This window comes from Paenibacillus sp. AD87 (assembly GCF_001659845.1).
In the GTDB taxonomy this organism is placed as follows: Bacteria; Bacillota; Bacilli; order Paenibacillales; family Paenibacillaceae; genus Paenibacillus; species Paenibacillus marchantiae.
The window spans coordinates 313,546-332,658 of the sequence record NZ_LXQN01000019.1 but is presented as its reverse complement, the minus strand read 5'-3'; the positions used below and the strand labels follow the sequence as shown (position 1 = coordinate 332,658).

Annotated in this window: 15 protein-coding genes; 2 read left to right on the top strand and 13 right to left on the bottom strand. The window is 46.1% G+C overall.

What is annotated here, in order from left to right; translation table 11 throughout:
* Window positions 1-103 precede the first annotated feature (103 nt).
* The 5 genes from gpAD87_RS25230 to gpAD87_RS25210 form a co-directional block, all read right to left on the bottom strand.
* Window positions 104-1,165 (bottom strand): LLM class flavin-dependent oxidoreductase, encoded by a 1,062-nt coding sequence (locus gpAD87_RS25230; RefSeq protein ID WP_064641616.1) that lies wholly within the window; start codon window positions 1,163-1,165, stop codon window positions 104-106.
* A 174-nt stretch (window positions 1,166-1,339) separates the two neighbouring features.
* Complete coding sequence (locus tag gpAD87_RS25225; protein ID WP_064641615.1) at window positions 1,340-2,152, bottom strand: class I SAM-dependent methyltransferase; 813 nt, start codon at window positions 2,150-2,152, stop codon at window positions 1,340-1,342.
* Window positions 2,153-2,583: 431 nt separating this feature from the next.
* Window positions 2,584-4,242, bottom strand: a complete 1,659-nt coding sequence (locus tag gpAD87_RS25220) for a DUF4179 domain-containing protein (protein ID WP_064641614.1) — start codon at window positions 4,240-4,242, stop codon at window positions 2,584-2,586.
* On the bottom strand, window positions 4,199-4,756 hold the full coding sequence (locus gpAD87_RS25215; protein WP_064641613.1) for an RNA polymerase sigma factor: 558 nt from the start codon (window positions 4,754-4,756) through the stop codon (window positions 4,199-4,201). Before gpAD87_RS25215 ends, gpAD87_RS25220 begins: the two co-directional genes overlap by 44 nt.
* A gap of 191 nt (window positions 4,757-4,947) precedes the next feature.
* The gene (locus tag gpAD87_RS25210; RefSeq protein WP_064642005.1) at window positions 4,948-5,289 is read right to left on the bottom strand and encodes a zinc ribbon domain-containing protein YjdM; all 342 of its coding nucleotides are present in this window, start codon (window positions 5,287-5,289) and stop codon (window positions 4,948-4,950) included.
* 254 nt (window positions 5,290-5,543) lie between these two features.
* On the opposite strand from gpAD87_RS25210, the gene gpAD87_RS25205 reads away from it, so the two are divergent.
* On the top strand, window positions 5,544-6,698 hold the full coding sequence (locus tag gpAD87_RS25205; RefSeq protein ID WP_064641612.1) for a VanZ family protein: 1,155 nt from the start codon (window positions 5,544-5,546) through the stop codon (window positions 6,696-6,698).
* Between the two features lie 171 nt (window positions 6,699-6,869).
* Here the strand turns inward: gpAD87_RS25205 and gpAD87_RS25200 are convergent, their stop codons facing one another.
* From gpAD87_RS25200 to gpAD87_RS25170, 7 genes are all read right to left on the bottom strand, one after another.
* A complete protein-coding gene (locus gpAD87_RS25200) occupies window positions 6,870-8,330 on the bottom strand; it encodes a carboxylesterase/lipase family protein (protein ID WP_064641611.1) in 1,461 nt (486 codons plus the stop codon).
* Between the two features lie 346 nt (window positions 8,331-8,676).
* The gene (locus gpAD87_RS25195; RefSeq protein WP_064641610.1) at window positions 8,677-9,687 is read right to left on the bottom strand and encodes a metallophosphoesterase family protein; all 1,011 of its coding nucleotides are present in this window, start codon (window positions 9,685-9,687) and stop codon (window positions 8,677-8,679) included.
* Complete coding sequence (locus tag gpAD87_RS25190) at window positions 9,687-10,022, bottom strand: DMT family transporter (protein ID WP_063565864.1); 336 nt, start codon at window positions 10,020-10,022, stop codon at window positions 9,687-9,689. Before gpAD87_RS25190 ends, gpAD87_RS25195 begins: the two co-directional genes overlap by 1 nt.
* Complete coding sequence (locus gpAD87_RS25185) at window positions 10,019-10,786, bottom strand: HAD family hydrolase (protein ID WP_064641609.1); 768 nt, start codon at window positions 10,784-10,786, stop codon at window positions 10,019-10,021. Before gpAD87_RS25185 ends, gpAD87_RS25190 begins: the two co-directional genes overlap by 4 nt.
* A gap of 92 nt (window positions 10,787-10,878) precedes the next feature.
* Window positions 10,879-12,258: an ABC transporter substrate-binding protein gene (locus tag gpAD87_RS25180; protein WP_064641608.1), complete on the bottom strand. Its 1,380-nt coding sequence runs from the start codon at window positions 12,256-12,258 to the stop codon at window positions 10,879-10,881.
* Window positions 12,259-12,292: 34 nt separating this feature from the next.
* Complete coding sequence (locus gpAD87_RS25175) at window positions 12,293-13,207, bottom strand: carbohydrate ABC transporter permease (RefSeq protein ID WP_231952837.1); 915 nt, start codon at window positions 13,205-13,207, stop codon at window positions 12,293-12,295.
* Window positions 13,207-14,082 carry a carbohydrate ABC transporter permease gene (locus gpAD87_RS25170; protein ID WP_063565861.1) on the bottom strand — a complete coding sequence of 292 codons (876 nt, stop codon included), beginning with the start codon at window positions 14,080-14,082 and terminating at the stop codon, window positions 13,207-13,209. The genes gpAD87_RS25175 and gpAD87_RS25170 overlap by 1 nt, the downstream gene beginning before the upstream one ends.
* A gap of 200 nt (window positions 14,083-14,282) precedes the next feature.
* Here gpAD87_RS25170 and gpAD87_RS25165 point away from each other — a divergent pair, with 200 nt between their 5' ends.
* Window positions 14,283-14,849, top strand: coding sequence for a GbsR/MarR family transcriptional regulator (locus tag gpAD87_RS25165; protein ID WP_064641607.1), 567 nt, complete (start codon window positions 14,283-14,285; stop codon window positions 14,847-14,849).
* A 180-nt stretch (window positions 14,850-15,029) separates the two neighbouring features.
* Here the strand turns inward: gpAD87_RS25165 and gpAD87_RS25160 are convergent, their stop codons facing one another.
* Complete coding sequence (locus gpAD87_RS25160; RefSeq protein ID WP_197521515.1) at window positions 15,030-18,848, bottom strand: S-layer homology domain-containing protein; 3,819 nt, start codon at window positions 18,846-18,848, stop codon at window positions 15,030-15,032.
* Window positions 18,849-19,113: the final 265 nt, after the last annotated feature.

The window sequence follows — 19,113 nt, the reverse complement described above, 5'->3', positions numbered from 1 at the left end:
CATGAATGGATAAGGAAACGAAAGAAGGAGCAGGCACTTCATCGCTCGGATGAAGGACCTGCTCCTTTTTTTAATTAGATCTATAAGGGATTACCATTACCAATTAACGCGTGGTTTCGTTCTCAGCTTCCCAACGCGAGATTTCAGCACGGACTTTGGGAGCCACTTCTTTTCCGAGCAGTTCAATAGCTCTCATTACCTCCTCATGCGGCATCGTGCCGAGGGGAGTGTGTAACATGAAGCGTGTAATACCAACTTCTTTACGTAGATAGATAATCTTTTGAGCAACGGTATCCACATCACCGACATACAGCGCGCCTTCCAGACTACGTGCCGCGTCAAAGGTTGCACGGCTATAGTGTCCCCAGCCGCGTTCACGGCCCAACATATTCATTACTGCCTGAGCTGGAGGGAAGAATTTCTCCACAGCTTCATCTGTTGTATCCGCAATGAAGCCATGAGAGTGAGAAGCAACGGTCAGTTTGGAAGCGTCGTGACCTGCATGTGCAGCTGCTTTTTTGTACAACTCCACCAGTGGTGCGAATTGAACAGGACGACCACCAATAATGGCGAGAACAAGCGGTAATCCAAGCAGACCCGCGCGGACAACCGATTCCTGGTTACCGCCACTCCCGATCCATACGGGCAGCTTCTCTTGTACCGGACGCGGGTAGATGCCCAGATTGTTAAAGGACGGGCGGTGTTTGCCTTCCCAAGTAACTTTTTCCGAATCACGCAGCTTTAAGAGGAGCTCCAATTTTTCATCAAATAATTCATCATAATCATTCAGATCATACCCGAACAATGGGAATGATTCGATGAATGATCCCCGCCCTGCCATAATCTCCGCACGCCCATTCGAAATACCGTCCAGCGTTGCAAAATCCTGAAATACCCGTACCGGATCAGCCGAAGATAGCACCGTTACAGCGCTGGTTAGGCGAATGCGTTTGGTCTGTGAAGCTGCGGCGGCCAAAATGATAGCGGGTGATGAAGCGGCATAGTCGGCACGGTGATGTTCTCCCACGCCGTATACATCCAGCCCCACCTGATCTGCCAAAACGATCTCTTCAACGACGTCGCGAATACGCTGCGCATGACTTATAAGTTCTCCTGTTTTTATATCTGGGTTCGTCTCCACAAATGTACTGATTCCGATTTCCATTGTCTATTCCTCCCTGGTATGAAGCGATCCGTCGTTCATCTAACCTATTGTAAGTAGATCACCTTTTGTTATTTATCTTAATATTGAACTATTTTGAGGAAAAATACAAGTGCCCCCTGTTTTCCAGAGGGCACTTTCGTGACATATTCTTCTCAAAATCCAATGATTTAATGATTATTTCTTTTTCCCAATGTACAGGAGATGAGACGAGATTCCCAATATCGACGGGTCTTTGGCCGCCTCAATCATGTACTGGATCAACTCATCGTATTCCCCGCGTTCTTTCCAATATTGCTGCTGCTCTTCTGTGAGCATAGCTCTCAGACTGGACGATCCAATCAGGTCTACCGTTTCGAATCCGTACTGCTCCATAAATGGGTTAATATCCTGAATGTTGAAATAGTACGCCCCCGTAAACCGTCCTTGATCCAGATGATCGAATGTTCCCTTTTCCACAAAAGAACGGATAGCTTCCATGTGGTCATGTGGTTTCCATTGCTGCGGGGATTGCAAAGAGGTAATGCCCATTCGCATACGGCTCTGCATCGCTACAAACACAGTTCCCCCACGCTTGGTGACCCGATGCAGCTCCCTTACCGCAGCCACTCGCTCTTCTTCCGTCTGCAAATGATACAATGGCCCAAGCATCAGAGAGGCATCATACGTCTCATCTGCAATGCCGTTCAGATGGGTCGCATCCAATACATGGAAACTGTCAAACTGCTGTGTCAAATCCAATTCCTTTGCCTTCTGCTGAGCCATATCCACAGATGCAGGGGTCAGGTCTGACAGCGTGACATGGTATCCGAGCCTGGCAAGCTCCATCGCATATTTGCCTGGTCCGGCGCCATTGTCCAGCACAAGTCCGGTTGCCGGAAGTGACTCTCGGATATAATGCATGTTAATGATGAACTCCAGCGGTTCCCGATCCAACCTTCCCCACTCGTCAAATCTGGAATAATACTCAATCACACGTGATCTTTCCATGATTCTGCACCTGCCTTTTCTCAACATTAAGGCCATATAAAAAAACAAAAACCTGCCACCTCAACTAAGAGGCGACAGGTCTGACCTTCGCGGTACCACTCTTCTTGATCCATGAACAGGATTGGAAACATCATACTCCAACCTATCCTGCCATAACATCTCAGGACCTGATGACGGAGGTTAACCGTCAGGATCTACATGAAGTCAGCGTATAGCATCATTATCAATATCGAGCCCTTTCGTGTGCTGAACAACGACGATACTTACGTAACTACGATTCAATCCTGCTGCTCACAGGTGAGTTGGGGATAGGTTGGACTGCCTTGCACCATAACGACAGTTCTCTGGACCAAACCTTGTGCCTTAATACTCCTGATCAATGCATTTGACTGTTAAATTTTACTCAGTATAGTACTTCTAAATATTTCCTGTCAATTCTTATTTTCCAGTTGCACAGCTACTTCACGTTCCGGTTCTTCTGTGCTGTACATCCACGGATATACGATTGCTGAATCCGATGTGTAATTATTATACCGATCAATACCCAGGTTTTTTCCGTCACCGGCAAATTGAGTTTTGGCAGGAGTACCATAACTTCGTTTGCCCTTCTGGATCGTATAGGTCTGATTAATTCCACCAAAATGTAGATCATCACTATATCTCTCCACGTACAAATCACCGTCTTTACGGTAATATGTCCAATGGATTATAGAACCGCCCAGATTTGAATCAAGGTACTGTGGTTTCTCCCCAATCTCGGATAACATAATCGGCTCAAATTCACCCTGAAAATAGTTGACTTTATGGCGAGCGTACAAGGTCATTGGTGTATCTTGGTTGATTTCTAGACCAGAGGTCACTTCGAAGCGCAGTTCCGCTTCATGTGCCGGATCGTCCGACGGCCATACCCCTCCAATTAACTGGCTGCCATTTACATCAAGTGTGTATTGCAAATATGGTAATTGCATGAAATATTCGCTATGAGTAACGATCAGCCTGATTTGGGTGGGTGTAATTATGGCTTCCTTGATGACTGCTCCATCCGACTGCTGATCCAGAGGTATATTTAGCACTCTTTTACTCGTACCACTAAGCATCTCTGTTTTATCCAGACGTATACCAATATCCAGTGATTGCTCCATTTTGCCTTCTTCTTTACTGTAAGCCAGTACATAACTTGCTGCTTGTTGCTTCAACTTTTCCAAGTTATAGAACTGTTCCGATATATATTCACCATGTTCTCCCGGCTTTCCATATATGCCCGCTGCATTCCCTTCCAAAATCTGTCCTTTCTGATCGTATATCTTTACATACGGAAAGGCATAGTCACGTACCTCCGGTTGAACAAAGGTTAATGATGTAGACAACATCATCTTATCTTCCTTTTCATTGAATGCGCTCACTACAAGTTCACCCAAACCATCCTTATTGATATTGAACACCTGTGATTGTTGCTGAAAAGGATTTAGGGTAATTTCCTTTTCTTCCGGAACTAATATTTGGATTCCACCTACAGTGAAGTCGACATTCGCTTCTTTTCCTGATGGTGTCCACTCCGTCTCAAAGTACCCTTTAAACTTTCCATCGGTCTGATCAGGAACATGGTAGTATCTTCCCTTGATTAGCTTACCACTCTCATCCCGCAGGCCAATAGAAGGGAATTGTAATGTATCACCTCTGTACTTACCAGGGTCCAATGTGTACAAAATAACCGTGCGATTATCATCGGAAAAGGCTGTATCCAGTGTTAAAGTCACACCGTTGACCGTTACGGACTGATTCAGTTTCTGTCCAAGATCCTTTTGCATGGCATTCTGGATACCACTACGGTCATTTAAAAGTTCACCCCAATTATAGTGGACTGCTGCATATACTGGCGTCGCCATGAGAATAACTGCAGCGGTTCCTATCAGTGCAGTCTTTTTCCATTTGATCTGTTGCGGCAGATGTTCTTTATTCTCTGATACATGAAGCTCTGGGCAACGCTCCTGATCCTGTTGAATCTGATTCCACATGGCATCGAAATCGGGATAGCGAATATCTGCATCATTTTTCAGATGACGAGACAACAGATTTTCCGTATGCTTCACTATACATTTCCCCTTTCTGATGTTGCTTTCTGGCTTGATCCCATTTTTTCCTAAGCAATCGAATACCCTTATACACTCTTGACTTCACCGTTCCCAGTGGCACTTCCAGAATCTCTGCAGCTTCCGATAAACTTAATTCGTTCATATAACGCAGCAGAATCGCTGAACGTATCTTTTCAGGTAGCTCATGAACCCATTGCGCCCAGACTTCGGAATTCTCCACCTGCTCGATCAACGTATCAACCGGGGCAGCGGTTCCTTGAGGAGTGAGAATAAACTGCTTTTTCTCCCGCTGCTTGGCTGTGCGTTCCCTCTTCAGAAAGTTAAGACAATGATTCACCGTAATTCTCATCAGCCATGTCTTCATGTATTCAACCTTCTGCCAATCCTGACGAAACACCGTAATAAAAACATCGTGGCATACATCTTCTGCATCCTGAGCATGATGGAGCATGTAATAACAAGTTCGGTACACATCCTTGTTGTACATCTCAAACAATTCCTTTTCGTTCAAAAGCTTTCCCTCCTTTCTCTGCATCAGCCTTTTCTAATCTATAGACAAAGCCGATCCTTCAAAGGTTCATTCTTACCCTTTCTCCATACAACAAAAAAGAACCTTCACTTCCACAGCGTTGCAGAAATGAACGTTCTTTATGGTTTAAGACAAGGCCAATAACATGGCAATCCAGCGTGCCAAAAGAGAAGCTAGATTTTTTTCACAAACTCGGACTTCAGCTTCATCGCGCCCAGGCTGTCGATTTTGCAGTCGATGTCATGGTCACCGTCAATCAGACGAATGTTTTTGACTTTGGTACCCTGCTTAACTACCAGTGAGCTGCCTTTCACCTTCAAATCCTTAATGACCGTAACGGTATCGCCATCATTCAGGACATTACCATTGGAATCGCGTACTACTTTAGTTTCTTCCGCATTCTCTTGTTCAGACGCTAGCGCCCATTCGTGCGCGCACTCTGGACACACCAACAAATTACCGTCCTCGTACGTGTATTCGGAATTACATTTGGGGCAATTAGGCAAATTAGACATATGTATTAAACTCTCCATTCATTTTGTGGCTTCCTCGCAAGTATACGGGAATGCAATCTATTGTTCCACATAGGGCACGCTGGTTAATTGATTTTAAACTAAATTTAAGATTGCCCCGCCCCCTGATTTAAGGGAGGTTCCTTATACTGAAGCAATAAAAGAAAAATGGTGGAGCATCACAACGAAATACTCTTCTTAAAAGTCGTGTCTTACACGAAATGCTGATATATATCCTATAAAAGGAGTTTCTGCTCATGTCACCCTATGTTTTTCCTGTCCAAACGGCTTTCTTTATTTTTGTCCTGATCGCCATGTTTCTGCTGGTTCCTTGGTTGATCTACGGATATCGGAAAGATGGATTTTTTAGCTGGTCGCGGTTTGGGGTCAGCTTCTCATTTATTTTCTACCTACTGGCTGCGTATTGTCTGGTTATTCTTCCTTTCCCGACTACTCGTAATACATGTGCACAGCAAGCAGCGGATACCGTATATTACAACCTTGTTCCGTTCACCTTTGTAAAAGATATTATGAAAGAAACACCAATCGTCTGGTCTCAACCCGCCAGCTATATGGGAATGATTCAGGGCAGAGCTTTTCTGCAGGTTCTGTTCAACGTAATGCTTCTCATGCCACTTGGCGTGTATATCCGTTATTTTTGGCAAAAGAGATCGTACTGGAAACAGGCTTTGTTAAGCGGATTCAGCTTATCCCTGTTCTTTGAGATTACCCAGATCACCGGCTTCTACGGTTTTTATGATTGCCCGTACCGGCTGTTTGACGTGGATGACCTGTTACTGAATACTTCAGGAACGATACTGGGATTTTTCGCAGCTCCCATCTTGCTTGCCTTATTCCCGTCTCGAGCAAGTATTCAGGAGAAGAGCGAGCAGATTCTGGAACAAAACAAGGTCTATCCTGTGCCTCAATTACTGGCACTTATCATTGACGGTGTAGTTGTTGTATTCCTGTCCAATCTGATGTCCATATTTAATTGGAGTAATACAAATGTGATCGTCAGTACGCTAAATACGGCGATCGCCATGCTGTTTGTATTTTTCTTTATTCCATCCTTGCGAGATGGCAAGACTCCAGGGTCTGCCCTCATGCGGTTCAGATATGTTCACCGGGATACTGGGGAGCCTTCCAGCGCATCCCTGTTTAAAAGGTTGCTGGCACTTTACGCCCCTTGGATCTTGGTCACCGTAGCTCAATTCATAACTGATTATGCCTTTCTGAACGAAAATGTAATGCTCGAACCTTATAAGGTGTGGATCTCTGTCGGAATTTTTGGTCTGCATATGCTTATTCTCTTGGTGTTGTTCGTGCATGTCATGCTGGTGCTGTTCTCCCGAGGCAAGCGTGCGTTTTACTGTGATGATGTGTCCAAGACACGAGCTTCAAGAAAATAAAATTCCTGACTCACAACACTCACAGCACATAGTTTCAGATGACAGATAGTACCGTAGCGTTTGCCATTAAAGCCGGCAAGTTTGATCCATCGTAAAAAAAGGTGTGCCTCGTCAGCCAATGACGAGACACACCTTTTGTCTATGTTGAGATGAAGTCCAAACAGGGTCGAACTATAGCCCCAGCAGCTCACGTTTGGAAGCTTCCGGGTCATGGACCACCTCTACTTCATGATTGAATATCAGCGTAGCACGATCATCTTCGTAGGCAGGCCAATTTACTCCTGCTGTCTCAGGCTTGCCCTGCTTGGCAAACGAAATCCATGCATCCTGCACTATACCCGCAAGTTTTACCGCGGCAGCATCCGGTTCGGCATTCATAAACTTCAATACAGGTAACGTATTAAAAGCAAAGAAGATATCGATGCTATGAATTGATTTATGCAGCAGTGGATGCTCCGGCATCACCCAATCAAAGCGATACATCCACACAGGTGCATGTTTCTGCTGAGCTGCCGCATATTGCACAGCCGAGCGCCAGAAGAATAGATCCGTCATCACCTGGGCCTGGCCATCTGCAGTTTTGGGATAACTGTCCGCAATGGCTGCCCGATTCTCCAGATCAGGTGTCATAAAATCAACAGCCTTCACCATGTTGATCTCTTCGGAGTAAGGCACCTGAGGCTGAATGAACAACGAGCCTTCATGCAAAGTGGTTCCGATCAGTACAGGGATATCCTGTGCCGCGCCCTCTTCTACCGCCTGAAGAGGCGACTTCGGAAGTGTAACTCCATCCAGTACGGGCTGGAACAACAGGGCCATCCCTGCACCGCTTTGTTGTTTAACCGTCTCGCCAGCAGCGATGATTTGCTCCACTGGAATGGTTTTGAGTTTATGCAGGTCATCTGGTGTTACACCCAGAACCTTCAGCATGCCATCACGAATGGCTGAAGCCTGCTCTGCTGGCACGACTTGTGAGGCTCCACTTTGCATAATGGCACGATGGAAAAATCCTTTGGCTGCTGGCATCGCCATCAACGCCGCAATACTCATGCTGCCCGCAGATTCTCCGAATACAGTGACGTTATGCGAATCTCCGCCAAAAGCTTCGATGTTGTCCTGTACCCATTGCAGCGCAGCAATCTGATCCAGTAAACCCACATTAGATGCAAAACCATCTCCAAGCGGAGCCAAATGCAAGAACCCTAGCGGCCCCAGGCGATAGTTGATCGTCACGACGATAACGTCTCCCCGGAGGACAAGTTGTGTTCCATCGTACATGGGCTGGCTGCCAGCGCCTGAAACGAAAGATCCGCCATGAATCCATACCATTACGGGAAGTGGATCATGGCTTTCTTTTTCAGGTGCCCAGATATTCAGGTAAAGGCTATCTTCCGATTCCACCGGAGGCTGTCCAGATAGGCCCTCGGCTTGAGGATTTCTTGGCTGTATATTTTCAGGACCGAATTGTTTCGCCTCCCGAACTCCGTCCCACGACTCGGGTGGGATTGGAGCCTGAAAGCGTAATTCACCCACGGGTGGTGTAGCATAAGGAATGCCTTTCCATACACTCGCTCCATGCAGAAGCTCTCCTTGAACCGTGCCATATCTTGTGTTTACTTGAAGTTCCCTCATGCGCACATACATCCTCTCTACTGATCGATAGTTCCAGTTTACGACTGGTATTGTTCAGATCTGGGTGTAACTTTGAGCTGATGAAATTCTGTCTCAAGGTTTATTAAATAACGTACACGAAGAATAATTTTGTATTGCTTCAACGCCCTTTCGTATGTACTGGCGCGTTTCCACTAATTTGAGTATAGATCTCCGCGATACCCATTTACAAGTTTGTCCAGATTCAAGTACCACTGCTACGTTTCACGTGGAACTTTTACAGCAATAATAAAGACTCCGCTTCAATTAACGAGCGAAGTCTTCTATTGCTGCCCTGCATATTCCATCAACTTACCCGATGTATGGATCAATTACCGCCGTTTACTTTTACCGGATAATGAACCGTATATTCTGTGCCTTCAATCCAGCTCCCGGTCACATGATTACGTCCCCTAACGACAACCCGATCACGGTATACATCCACATGTAAACTCTCACTTCCCTCCAGATGCTCATCCTCATCCGTCCAGAGATAAGCTACAGAGGAAGCATTAAACATCGTTGGCAGCTGTCCGCCACCTTCGTAAATGGTATGCTGAGCCTCTAATTGCCAATGGGTGTGCCCAGAGAAGAGAATGACCTGCGGATAACGACTTAGAACTGCCTTTAATGCTGCGTCCTCATTCACACCATACCAACCCTGTTCCTTCATGGAACCCGCGACTGTATCCATCAGTGGTTGATGGAGAAAGACAAAAATCGGATGCTCAGGTAATGCTTGTTCCGACAGTTTGGTTTCCAGCCATTGCAGTTGATCGGCAGACATATCACAATCTTTTGGATGAGGCTGCTCCGTACCCAGGAAGATATAATGATATCCATCGATCCAGTGGTCGTGGTGCGATCCGTTCATACCTGTGATTGCTGTAAAATTGTTCAATCGCTTCTGCCATAACTCTTCAATCGAGATCGATTCTTGCAGTTTTTCAATATCATGAGCCTCGACTTGGCCCATATCCCCTGAATGCCCCAACACTTCGCCCACCTCATGCTGGGTCATTGTGGTCAAATTCAGCGGAGGATCTCCCCATAAAATGGCTCCGATATCATGATTACCTACGGTGTAACGTATTGGAGGCAGTGATTCGCCGTGAGCCTCCAATATACGCTGCAACTCCTGGTATTCTTGCAGCAGTCCACGATCGGTCACATCGCCCACATGCATAATTCCGCTGCTGCCATGGCTATACGTTGCGATGTCTTCCAGCGCTTTCTCCAGATGACGATTATGGATATGATCGGCCTGCTCTCTCACATGCGTATCTGTGATGACCTGGAAGCTGACTATCGGTTGTTCGTGTTTATTTTCATAATCCATCAGGAATCACTCCATTTCAGTCCAATAATGCCAATCAGAATAAAGCCCATCCAGACGATCGACATCGCCTTTAGACGTTCTCCCAGAAAGTAATGTCCCACGATCCCAATCAATGTAATGCCTACGCCCGACCAGATGGCATAAGCAACACCCAGCGGCATATACTTCACAGCAAAATTCAATAGGGTAAAGCTCGCTCCATAACAAGCAAACATAAGAATGGAAGGCCATACGCGGGTAAAACCATCCGAGACCCTCATCAGAATCGTACCGCTCAGCTCCAATCCAATCGCTAGGGCAAGTAGTATCCATCCCGTATACGAATGGTTCGTCATCGGTTTACCTCGACTTCCAGCAATTCATCAAACGAACGAACCGTAAGATCCGCGAGCTTGATATGAGCAGGTTCGCCGACAGCAATCTTCCAGGCAGCTCCGGCAGCACGAGCCATCTCCATATCACCATCCGTATCGCCGATCACGACAACTCTTGCAGTAGGTACACCCAGACGCTCACACGCCAGCAGCAACATGTCAGGAAACGGTTTTCCCCGTCCAACCTGATCCGTTCCTACAACTACGGTGAAAAAAGATTCAATCCCCATCCACTTCAAATGACTTAGGGCATTTTCTGTCTCATCCGCTGTGACGACACCCATTTTCAGTCCTTTGCTGCGACAGTGCTCAAGAAAGGCAAGAACGCCTGGGAGGGGCTGAGCAGGGCGCTCCTTATTCATTGCGTATTCTGCCTGTAGCAAACATTCCCTCACAATAATTTTCGCTTCCGCCCAGCTTAATCCTGCACGATAGCCATGCCAAGTTAATACGGCGTAGACTTCCTCCATCGTTCCCATGGCAAGGGGTCCTCGCACATCATAACCGTTCATTCGTCCCTGCTCATCATGGAATGTTCCCCATATATGAGGAATCTCTACTGCAGTGAACTGAAGGCCACGGGCAGCAAGCTCTTCCCGGAAGTTCTCCATCACACAATCGGTCCAGAAGCCCCACATGGCTGTAAAATCAAGCAATGTCCCATCCTTGTCAAATAAAATAGCCTCAATTGGGGTAGAAAGGCTCCCCAGAATTAAATCGGACATCGGTTACGCTCCTTGTCTGCTGAATTACTAAGTCAGAAAAGCGGCACATATGACTGACTGCACCGCTCCTCCAAGTTAAGCTGTTTCCTTTGTTATTTCACGCGATCCAATTCTTTTTGAGCCTTTTCTTTGGCTTCCTTCAGCGCTTGTGCCGCTGGAATGTTATTAATCTGTACCTGATCTGCCGCATCCTTCAGTGCATCATTGATTTTGCCTCCGGTCGGGTCCTGGAACGGAGCCGAAGCATGGGAAGCCTGCTGCAGTGGAACCTTGATTTGCGGGTTCTCTTCACTGAACGTTTTGAAAGCAGGATCTTCTTGAGCAGATTGACGAACTGCAATGTAACCTGTGTTCATGGACCAAGCTGCTGTATTCGCTGTTTCCGAGAAATACGTCAGCCATTTATAAGCTGCTTGCTGCTGTTCCGGACTTGCTTCGGCCGGGATACCAGCCATGATCGCACTCGCTACAGGTTTGCCTTGGCCTACACCTTCCCAGCCTGGTTGTTCCAAAGCTGCAACGATGCTGAAATCCAGATCTCCCTGGTCACCGCTGGAACCGGTGTATCCAGCTGCTTTATTTTTCATCACATCATCAATGGTTTTGTACCAGTACTCCCAGCCTTGGCCGCCAAAATGAATACCCATAGTCTTGTCCTCATTAATCCACTTGCGGAACAGCTCCCACGTCTCTACCCATTCCGGTGAATCAATCGTTACGGTCTTGCCGTCATCACTCAGAATTTTCCCGCCTTTACCCAGCACGGCGTCGATCATGTTATCGCTACCCCACATCGGCTCCCAGCCGTAGAAGGTTGTTTTGCCATTCTCCTGCTTGCTCATCTTCGCTGCCGCTTCAGCAAGTGCCTCCCACGTGGTCAGAGTAGCAGGATCGATATTATTATCTTTCAGCGCATCCATACGGTAATACATGATCTGAGTTGTTCCGTACATCGGTAAGAAATATTGCTTGCCGTCTACTTTTCCCTGCTCCAGGAAGGTTTGCACGTAATCTTCCTTGTTAAAGCTCTGATCGGCGGCGATCAGCTCATCCAGAGGTGCATAGTAGCCTTTGCGCGCCCAGTCGATATTGGAGCTTAGTACAGCGGCGGGTACTTTTTTCGAGGCAATGGCAGCCTGCAGTTTCTGTTCGGTCTCCGTGTAATCGGCTTGTACAATCCCTTTCACAACAACGTCGTTCTGGGATGCATTGAAGGCGTCAATCGTCTTCTTCATGTTATCTCCCAGGTTACCACCCAGACCATACCAGAACTCAATCTCGACCGGACTACTTGATGCAGAATCAGCTCCATTCGCAGCTACTGCATCTGAACCCGTGCCCGTGCCGCTATCGGCAGAGGAACCACACGCGGTGATCAGGGCAAAACTCGCAGCCAGTACCAGCGACATGCCCCCTCTCCACCTGAGCTTTAATTTGTTCCGCCATTTCATACTCGCTTGACCCAATTTCATTTTGATTCCTCCTATATAAAGTATGTTGTGAAAATCAGTTCTTGTTCACGCCGGCAGTAATATTCACACTCTGCATGATCGTTTTCTGGGTAAACAGGAAAAGGATAAGCAGCGGTGCGATGGTAAAAGCACTGGCAGCCATGATCTGCGGCCATGCCAGACCGTAGGCTCCACCTTCCACGAAAAAGCTGCGCAGACCTGCGGATACCAATTGCAGATTCGGGTCTTTGGTAATGAGCATCGGCCAGAAATAGTTGTTGTACTGGTCAATGAAAGTAATCAACACCATCACGGCAAACGACGAACGAACCAGCGGCGTCATAATGGTCCAAAGAATGCGGAAGTGCGACGCTCCATCCAACTGGCCGGCTTCCACCAATTCGTGGGATACCTGCATGAACGCCTGACGAATCAGGAAGATAGAGAACACACTGACACAGTTGGACACAATCAGTCCGGTATAGGAATCCAGTAATTTAAGTTCGCTGAGCACCAAATAACTGGGCAAATAAACGGCGGTACTCGGAATCATGTAGCCTACCAGAATCAGTCCGGTGAGAACCCCTTTTATACGAAAACGCATATGGGTGAGTGCATAGGCCATCATGCTGGAGTTAATGACCTGGATCAGACAGATCGCTGCCGCTACCCCTGTACTGTTCAGAATGTAACGGGCAAATGGAGCAGACTGCCACGCATCCACATAATTGTTCCAGCGGAACGTTTCGGGCCAGAAGGTTGGCGGGAACTGCCAGATCTCGTCATTGGTCTTTAAACCGCTAATGACCATCCAGTAGAACGGAAATGCCATCGTCAGACTCACCAGCGCAAGCAGCAGATAGCGAAGTGCGGTAGCAAATCCTTTTCCTGCACGAGGGACCTTCCGTTTCTGCACTTCCTCACGACTATTATCTTTTCTTGTTTGGTTGCTTAGAGTGGTCATGTTCATCAATAGTGCACCAGGCGTCGGCCGAGCAAGAAAGATACTCCTGACAGCAGAACGCAGATCAGAATAATAACAACGGCGATGGAAGAAGCCTCGCCCACATTAAAGGACTCAAATGCAGATTGATAATACATGTAAAGCAGTGTCCTTGTTGAACCCGCCGGTCCCCCTTGCGTCATCACATTGATCTGGTCGTAAGCCTGAAGCGACTGGATCGTCAGAATGATGGACAGGAAGAACGTGGTGGGTGAAATCAACGGCAGTGTAATGCTTCGGAACTTGTCCCAGCTGCCTGCCCCATCAATCGATGCCGCTTCAAGCAGATCGGATGGCAGGTTACGCAATGCGACCAGATAAAATACCATAGACCAGCCAATCGATTTCCACAGCGTGACGATGAGCACAGCTACCAGTGCCCAGTTCTGATCTTTCAGCCAGCCGATCGGGGATATGCCGACCCAGCCAAGCAACAGGTTGGCCAGCCCCACTTCAGGTTCGAAAATCCATGACCACGCAATGGAGACTGCGACTGTCGGAGTCACCCAAGGGGAGAACAGCAGCGTCCGGAACAAGCCGGAGGACTTAATCTTGCTGTTCATGAGCATGGCCAGCGCCAATCCACCCACAATCGTAGGCACTACACTTCCAAGACCGAACAACAGCGTAACTTTTAATGAACGGTAAAATTCAGAATTGGTTAGCAGATAGCTGTAGTTATCCAAACCGACGAATAATTTGTCAGGACTCATGAAGTCCCAATCCGTAAAACTCAGATATACAATGTATCCCAAAGGCCCAAGCCAGAAAATGAGTAATGGGATAAGGGCAGGAAGGGTGAAGAGAACCGCTTCTGTCTCCCTCCATAATTTCACACGCAATTTGCACACTCCTAATCGTCCAAATTTTATTTAATTTCTCTAAAAATCATGCCTTTAAACTCCCTTTAATCTCTTGTGTACAAAAATGATTGTATAATACATTTGAAAAAACTAATTCCGGGTTATGTTAAAATAACGCGAGGTCATGTAAAATATGAAAAAGAAACAGGGAGTCCCATCCATATACTAGAGGTGAGATTGTGGGAAAAGAAGCTGCCGAGGACCAGAACCATTCGTCGTTGTCCTATCGGCCCGAGCTGAGGGAGAAAGTCATTGACGCCATTGCCAATACCATGGATCTGTATGGAGTCAATCATTCATTTGGTGAACTGTATGGCATTATGTATTTTGAGGATCGCCCCATGACGCTGGAAGAGATGAAAACGTCCATGAACATGAGCAAAAGTAATATGAGTTATGCTGTACGTTCGCTTACCGAATCTCAGATGATCTATAAATTGGAGGAAAAGCGGGAACGCCAGGATCAGTATCTGGCCGAAACCAACTTTTTCCGTACGTTTCAGAACTTCTTCGGGGCCAAGCTTCAACGGGAAATCGACGTGATGCAGGAAAGCCTTCGGGAGGTCATTCCGCAGTTATCGGAGATTATTCTCGCCAGAACAACTCCGCCGGAGGAACGGGAAGACGCTTTGCGCGATTTGCATAAACTTCAGCATGCCGAGCAGTATTATGAGTGGTTGCAGGGATTTGTAGACCAACTGCGGGATGGTGTTTTTTACAAAGACGCTCCACATGAAAGTGATTAAACACGCTAAGGAATCATATACGCCTTATTATGAAGAATAGCATTCACTTCGTTCGTTAAACTAAAAAAGCCAACTCGGCGAGCAACGATGTGCTTGCTGAGCTGGCTTTAAATAATTAAAAGGGGAGCCCCTCCATGTCTTCATGGTTGGGGCTCCCCTTTTGTTATAGATATGGTTATCTTATTTCTGTGCCGCAGCCTCAATGTCTGCATAAGCCCAGTGTGTTGCAGGTACGTCTGTAAAAGATGGTGTAGTTACGCCTGTTGCCGGCTTCCGTTTGAACAGTATATTTAATACTTTCACGGCTTCAGCACGAGTCAGTTTGCTGTCCGGTTTAAATGTACCATCGTTATATCCGGTCATCAGGCCAGCCGATTGTACGTAGGCAATTGCATCGGAAGCCCACAGGTCGGCGGACACATCTGTGAATCCTGTACCATCTGTTGCTTGTGTTGTGCTGCTTGTTGTGTCTGCGCTTTGTTGCTGTATCCAGCGGTATGCAATGGTCGCCATTTGTGCACGGGTAATCGAACCTTCGGGTGTAAATTGAGTGGCGTTCATACCGTTCATGATGTCTGCGGATTGCGCTTTTTTAATATCACTCGCTGCCCAATGGGTAGCAGATACATCGTCGTAGTTTACAGCGTTCGAGGATGCAGTTCCCGCTTCATCAGACAGATTACGAGCCAACATCGCTGCCATTTGCGCACGGGTTACGAATGCATCCGGACGGAAATCCGCACCAAAACCGTTGATATACGGGTTGTGCGAGCCTTGGGAAGCTTTCAGTCCATCCACCACAACGAGGGTAAACGTGCTGAATTTGTTAACTGTAAACTCGATGCCTTCACTGGAATCGCTGAGCTTCACCAGCTTACCTTGAATCAGCTCTTTCGTGCCGTCACTATGTTCAATGTACACAGCCAGGTTGTCCAAAGCTTGCTGGCGGGCAGCAGGATCAGTTGGCAGACTGTCGCGCAGCGGCAATGTCAGTGTTACTTCATGGCTTTGCATATTTGTTTCGATTTCAACTGGACGAGCCAGTACTTTCACGTTTGAATTTGGAGTAATCTGTTGAATCAACTGCTCTTTCTTCGCACGTTCTTCCACTTCTTTACGCTCGGATTCCTTTTTCAACGGAACGACGAGGAAGTATAGATCCTGGTCGAATCCGGCAATCGACTTCGTTGGAACCGAGATAATAGCGTTCTCTGTGGAAATCTCAAGATTAAGCCCACCATCATTCAGCTGTTTCACCGCTGCTTTTGGCAGTTCAATGCGTGTCTCAGACACAGCATCTTTGGCGTCAGGGATGACAATGCGTGCCGTGTTCATGTTCAATTGCTTCGCTTTTTCCACCGATTCCTTAGCAATCGCCTCAGACATTTTCACGAGGTCCTTGATCGTGCCGTCTGCCTCGGTTGTACGTGTAATTGGTGTTTTGGTGAGATTGGTGCCGTTCGCTCCGTTCACGTCCACGACGATTTGTTCCTGCTTGGTCGTCGGTGTAGTCGTTACAGGTGTAGTCACTGACGATCCACCACCTGTGCTTCCACCCGTGTTTGGTGTTGAACCATTTCCGTTATTGCTATCGCCATCCGCCGTGAAGACAATCTTCACCGCACGTCCTGGCAATAAGTCACTGATGGCTTTGTAACGAACCCATACCGTTTTGTCACCGCTAAAATCAAATTTCTGAATAGAAGCAACATCAATCCAGGTCTGTTTGCCATTGAGGGAGATCTCCATCGTGTCATTCAAGCCCGTTATGGTGTTGGTGATATCATTTCCCGTTACATTAGGAGCCGTAAAGAATCGGTTGATCACATATTGTAGATTCCCAACATCCTCGTAGCGGTCTTGTTCATTAAGCACCCATTCGGCCAGTTCTTTTCGGCCTTCCGGGCTGAGATCAGCTCTTTTGGACAAATCAAGGGCACCTGTACGTCTAAATTTATAGTTATCGAAGAATGCTTCCCCTGCAATCCATTCGTTCATGGCATGATCAAGCCATTCATCCATTAGCGGAATAGAAGTAGCATTCTCAAAGGATTCCAAAGGCATAGAAAAGAGACTCAGTACAATCTCCGGATTAACAATATTCCCTTTAAATTCTCCTTCCAACCTTTCAAAAGCCACCTGATGCAGGTATTTATAAGCAAAAACACCTTTATCTACTTGGCTACGGTCCAAATGTTGTTTCCCCAGGCTGCGCAGCACATATGTTTGTTGGTCATTAAAATAATCTGGTCCATCCGCCAACTTTTGTGCAAATAAATCCAGTTTGTTTTTAAGAACGTCGAATTCCTTCTGCCCCCAGATGGATTGTGCCAGAACAGCGAGTTCAATCATATATTGAACCTGATCTTTATTTCTATAATCGTTCTTCACATAATCAATCAGGAAACCAGCAATGAATTTCTTAACTTGCAAGGATTCATAGTATCCATTCGGTAAATTAATTTCCAGATCAGGATTTTCCACGGCCAGAATCATACCATCGATATCGTTGCTACTCTTTGCAGCATTTACAGCAGCCAACGCATCAATTTCATTACCAGGGAAAAATTCGTTAAATGTAGTCTGAATGGATTCAAAGCTGGTATATCCACCCATCGGTCTTTCAGTAAGCATATGATCAGCCAACTGTTCCTGCTCTTCTGGTGTCAAGTTATCCATTTTTCTTGTATCCAAAGCGAAGCTCGTTATCGGAGTTCCTGGATTCGCTTCGTTATAAGTCAGAATATTCTCATGAATTTTATTTAATTTATCCAGTGACGTTACCATTTCCTCAGTCGTATTTGCACGATTAATGAAAGGTGTATCTTCCACTGCTGTGTCTATATATCTCAAAACGCTTGAAATGGAAGATGTTTTTTTGAGTTTAAGTTCGTATAGATAAGCCGTTGTGCTTTTATCTACCTCGGAGGCAGTGCTATATGCAGCAATGAGTGGATAGAAATTATCTTCAGCACTCGGATAATCAAAATGATTTATTCTTTCTGCTTGCTTACTATACAGGTCATTAAGTGCAACTAATGCATTCGGTCCATCGATTTGGCGAGTCACTTCAAGAGCTTTCAGAGCTAATTGCACCAAGAACTCAATTTGCCCCTTTTTCTCATATCCATAGCTTGTTGGCGCTTCGATATCTAATAAGTATTTTGCAATAGCCTCCTGATCTTCTACAGGCAAAGATTCAAAATCAGGCGTGCCAATGAATTGCTTATTACTAAGCAGCAAGATAGCTTCTTGAATAAAATCATTGCTGTTACCCCGGTCTGCTTTCTTTTTGAGCTCGTTATACTGATCCAACAAAGAATCACCTTCAGGCTCGAAGAATGCATCAAATACAGCTTGCAGCTGTGTCACATCGTCGTAACCTTCAACTGGCCTGTGTTCAATCATCCACTGTGCAAGATCCGCCCTTTTCTGATCATTGTTCTCTATGGTAGACATTTTCTCCATATTAACTGGAAAAGGCTGAACGGTAACTGAGGGATCCATCCCGAACATCATAGTCATGAAATAGTGCCCAAACATGCTATCTAGTGTAGCTTCCATGTCCGAAATATTATTCGGAACATTAATAGGAAGATATCTTGACAGCAAATCCATTAATAATTCGATTTGTCCATTATAATTGATTGGCGTTTCATATTTTCCTAAAGCAGGTCCAAACATCACGATATTTGTATACATCACCTTGTCGGCGCCTCTCAACGTGCTGTAAGTAGCACTCTCCTCAACCATGGGTTCTGCTTGGTCAGAAGGGAGAAAACCACCAGCATGGCTATACAAACCATATATCTCATTTAAAATATACTGTACAGTATCTGGACTAGTTTCTTTAGGCAGCTTGACCAAGTTATATAATAGTGCAAAAACATACTCTACTTGGCTTTGATTCTCATACTCTATCTCACGTGGCAGCAAAAGAATCATTCCTCGTACCAGTTCATTCTTTTGCTCTTGAGTCAGCAGGTTATAGGTAGTCATTATATCGGTAATATCTATTAAACTTCCGCTTGTCAGGATACTTTGGACACTTGAAATTGCTCCTTCAATATCCTCATATGAATTCCTTATTTCATTAAGGTGCTCCAATGCGGTAGGAGCTGGACCCGCACTTGCAACCCCTCCCACACTAACTACCTGTAATACCAAAACTACAGCTAATAAACAACTTATAAGCTTCTTGTAATACATAAAACGTTGTCCTCCTTGTCTCATGTTTTTTAGGCATCATGTCTAATTGCCTATC

Coding starts and splice junctions, on each gene's coding strand:
- gpAD87_RS25230 (WP_064641616.1), bottom strand. CDS start 1,165: ATGGAAATCGGAATCAGTACATTTGTGGAGACGAACCCAGATATAAAA.
- gpAD87_RS25225 (WP_064641615.1), bottom strand. CDS start 2,152: ATGGAAAGATCACGTGTGATTGAGTATTATTCCAGATTTGACGAGTGG.
- gpAD87_RS25210 (WP_064642005.1), bottom strand. CDS start 5,289: ATGTCTAATTTGCCTAATTGCCCCAAATGTAATTCCGAATACACGTAC.
- gpAD87_RS25205 (WP_064641612.1), top strand. CDS start 5,544: ATGTCACCCTATGTTTTTCCTGTCCAAACGGCTTTCTTTATTTTTGTC.
- gpAD87_RS25200 (WP_064641611.1), bottom strand. CDS start 8,330: ATGAGGGAACTTCAAGTAAACACAAGATATGGCACGGTTCAAGGAGAG.
- gpAD87_RS25195 (WP_064641610.1), bottom strand. CDS start 9,687: ATGGATTATGAAAATAAACACGAACAACCGATAGTCAGCTTCCAGGTC.
- gpAD87_RS25190 (WP_063565864.1), bottom strand. CDS start 10,022: ATGACGAACCATTCGTATACGGGATGGATACTACTTGCCCTAGCGATT.
- gpAD87_RS25185 (WP_064641609.1), bottom strand. CDS start 10,786: ATGTCCGATTTAATTCTGGGGAGCCTTTCTACCCCAATTGAGGCTATT.
- gpAD87_RS25180 (WP_064641608.1), bottom strand. CDS start 12,258: ATGAAATTGGGTCAAGCGAGTATGAAATGGCGGAACAAATTAAAGCTC.
- gpAD87_RS25175 (WP_231952837.1), bottom strand. CDS start 13,207: ATGAACATGACCACTCTAAGCAACCAAACAAGAAAAGATAATAGTCGT.
- gpAD87_RS25160 (WP_197521515.1), bottom strand. CDS start 18,848: ATGACTACCTATAACCTGCTGACTCAAGAGCAAAAGAATGAACTGGTA.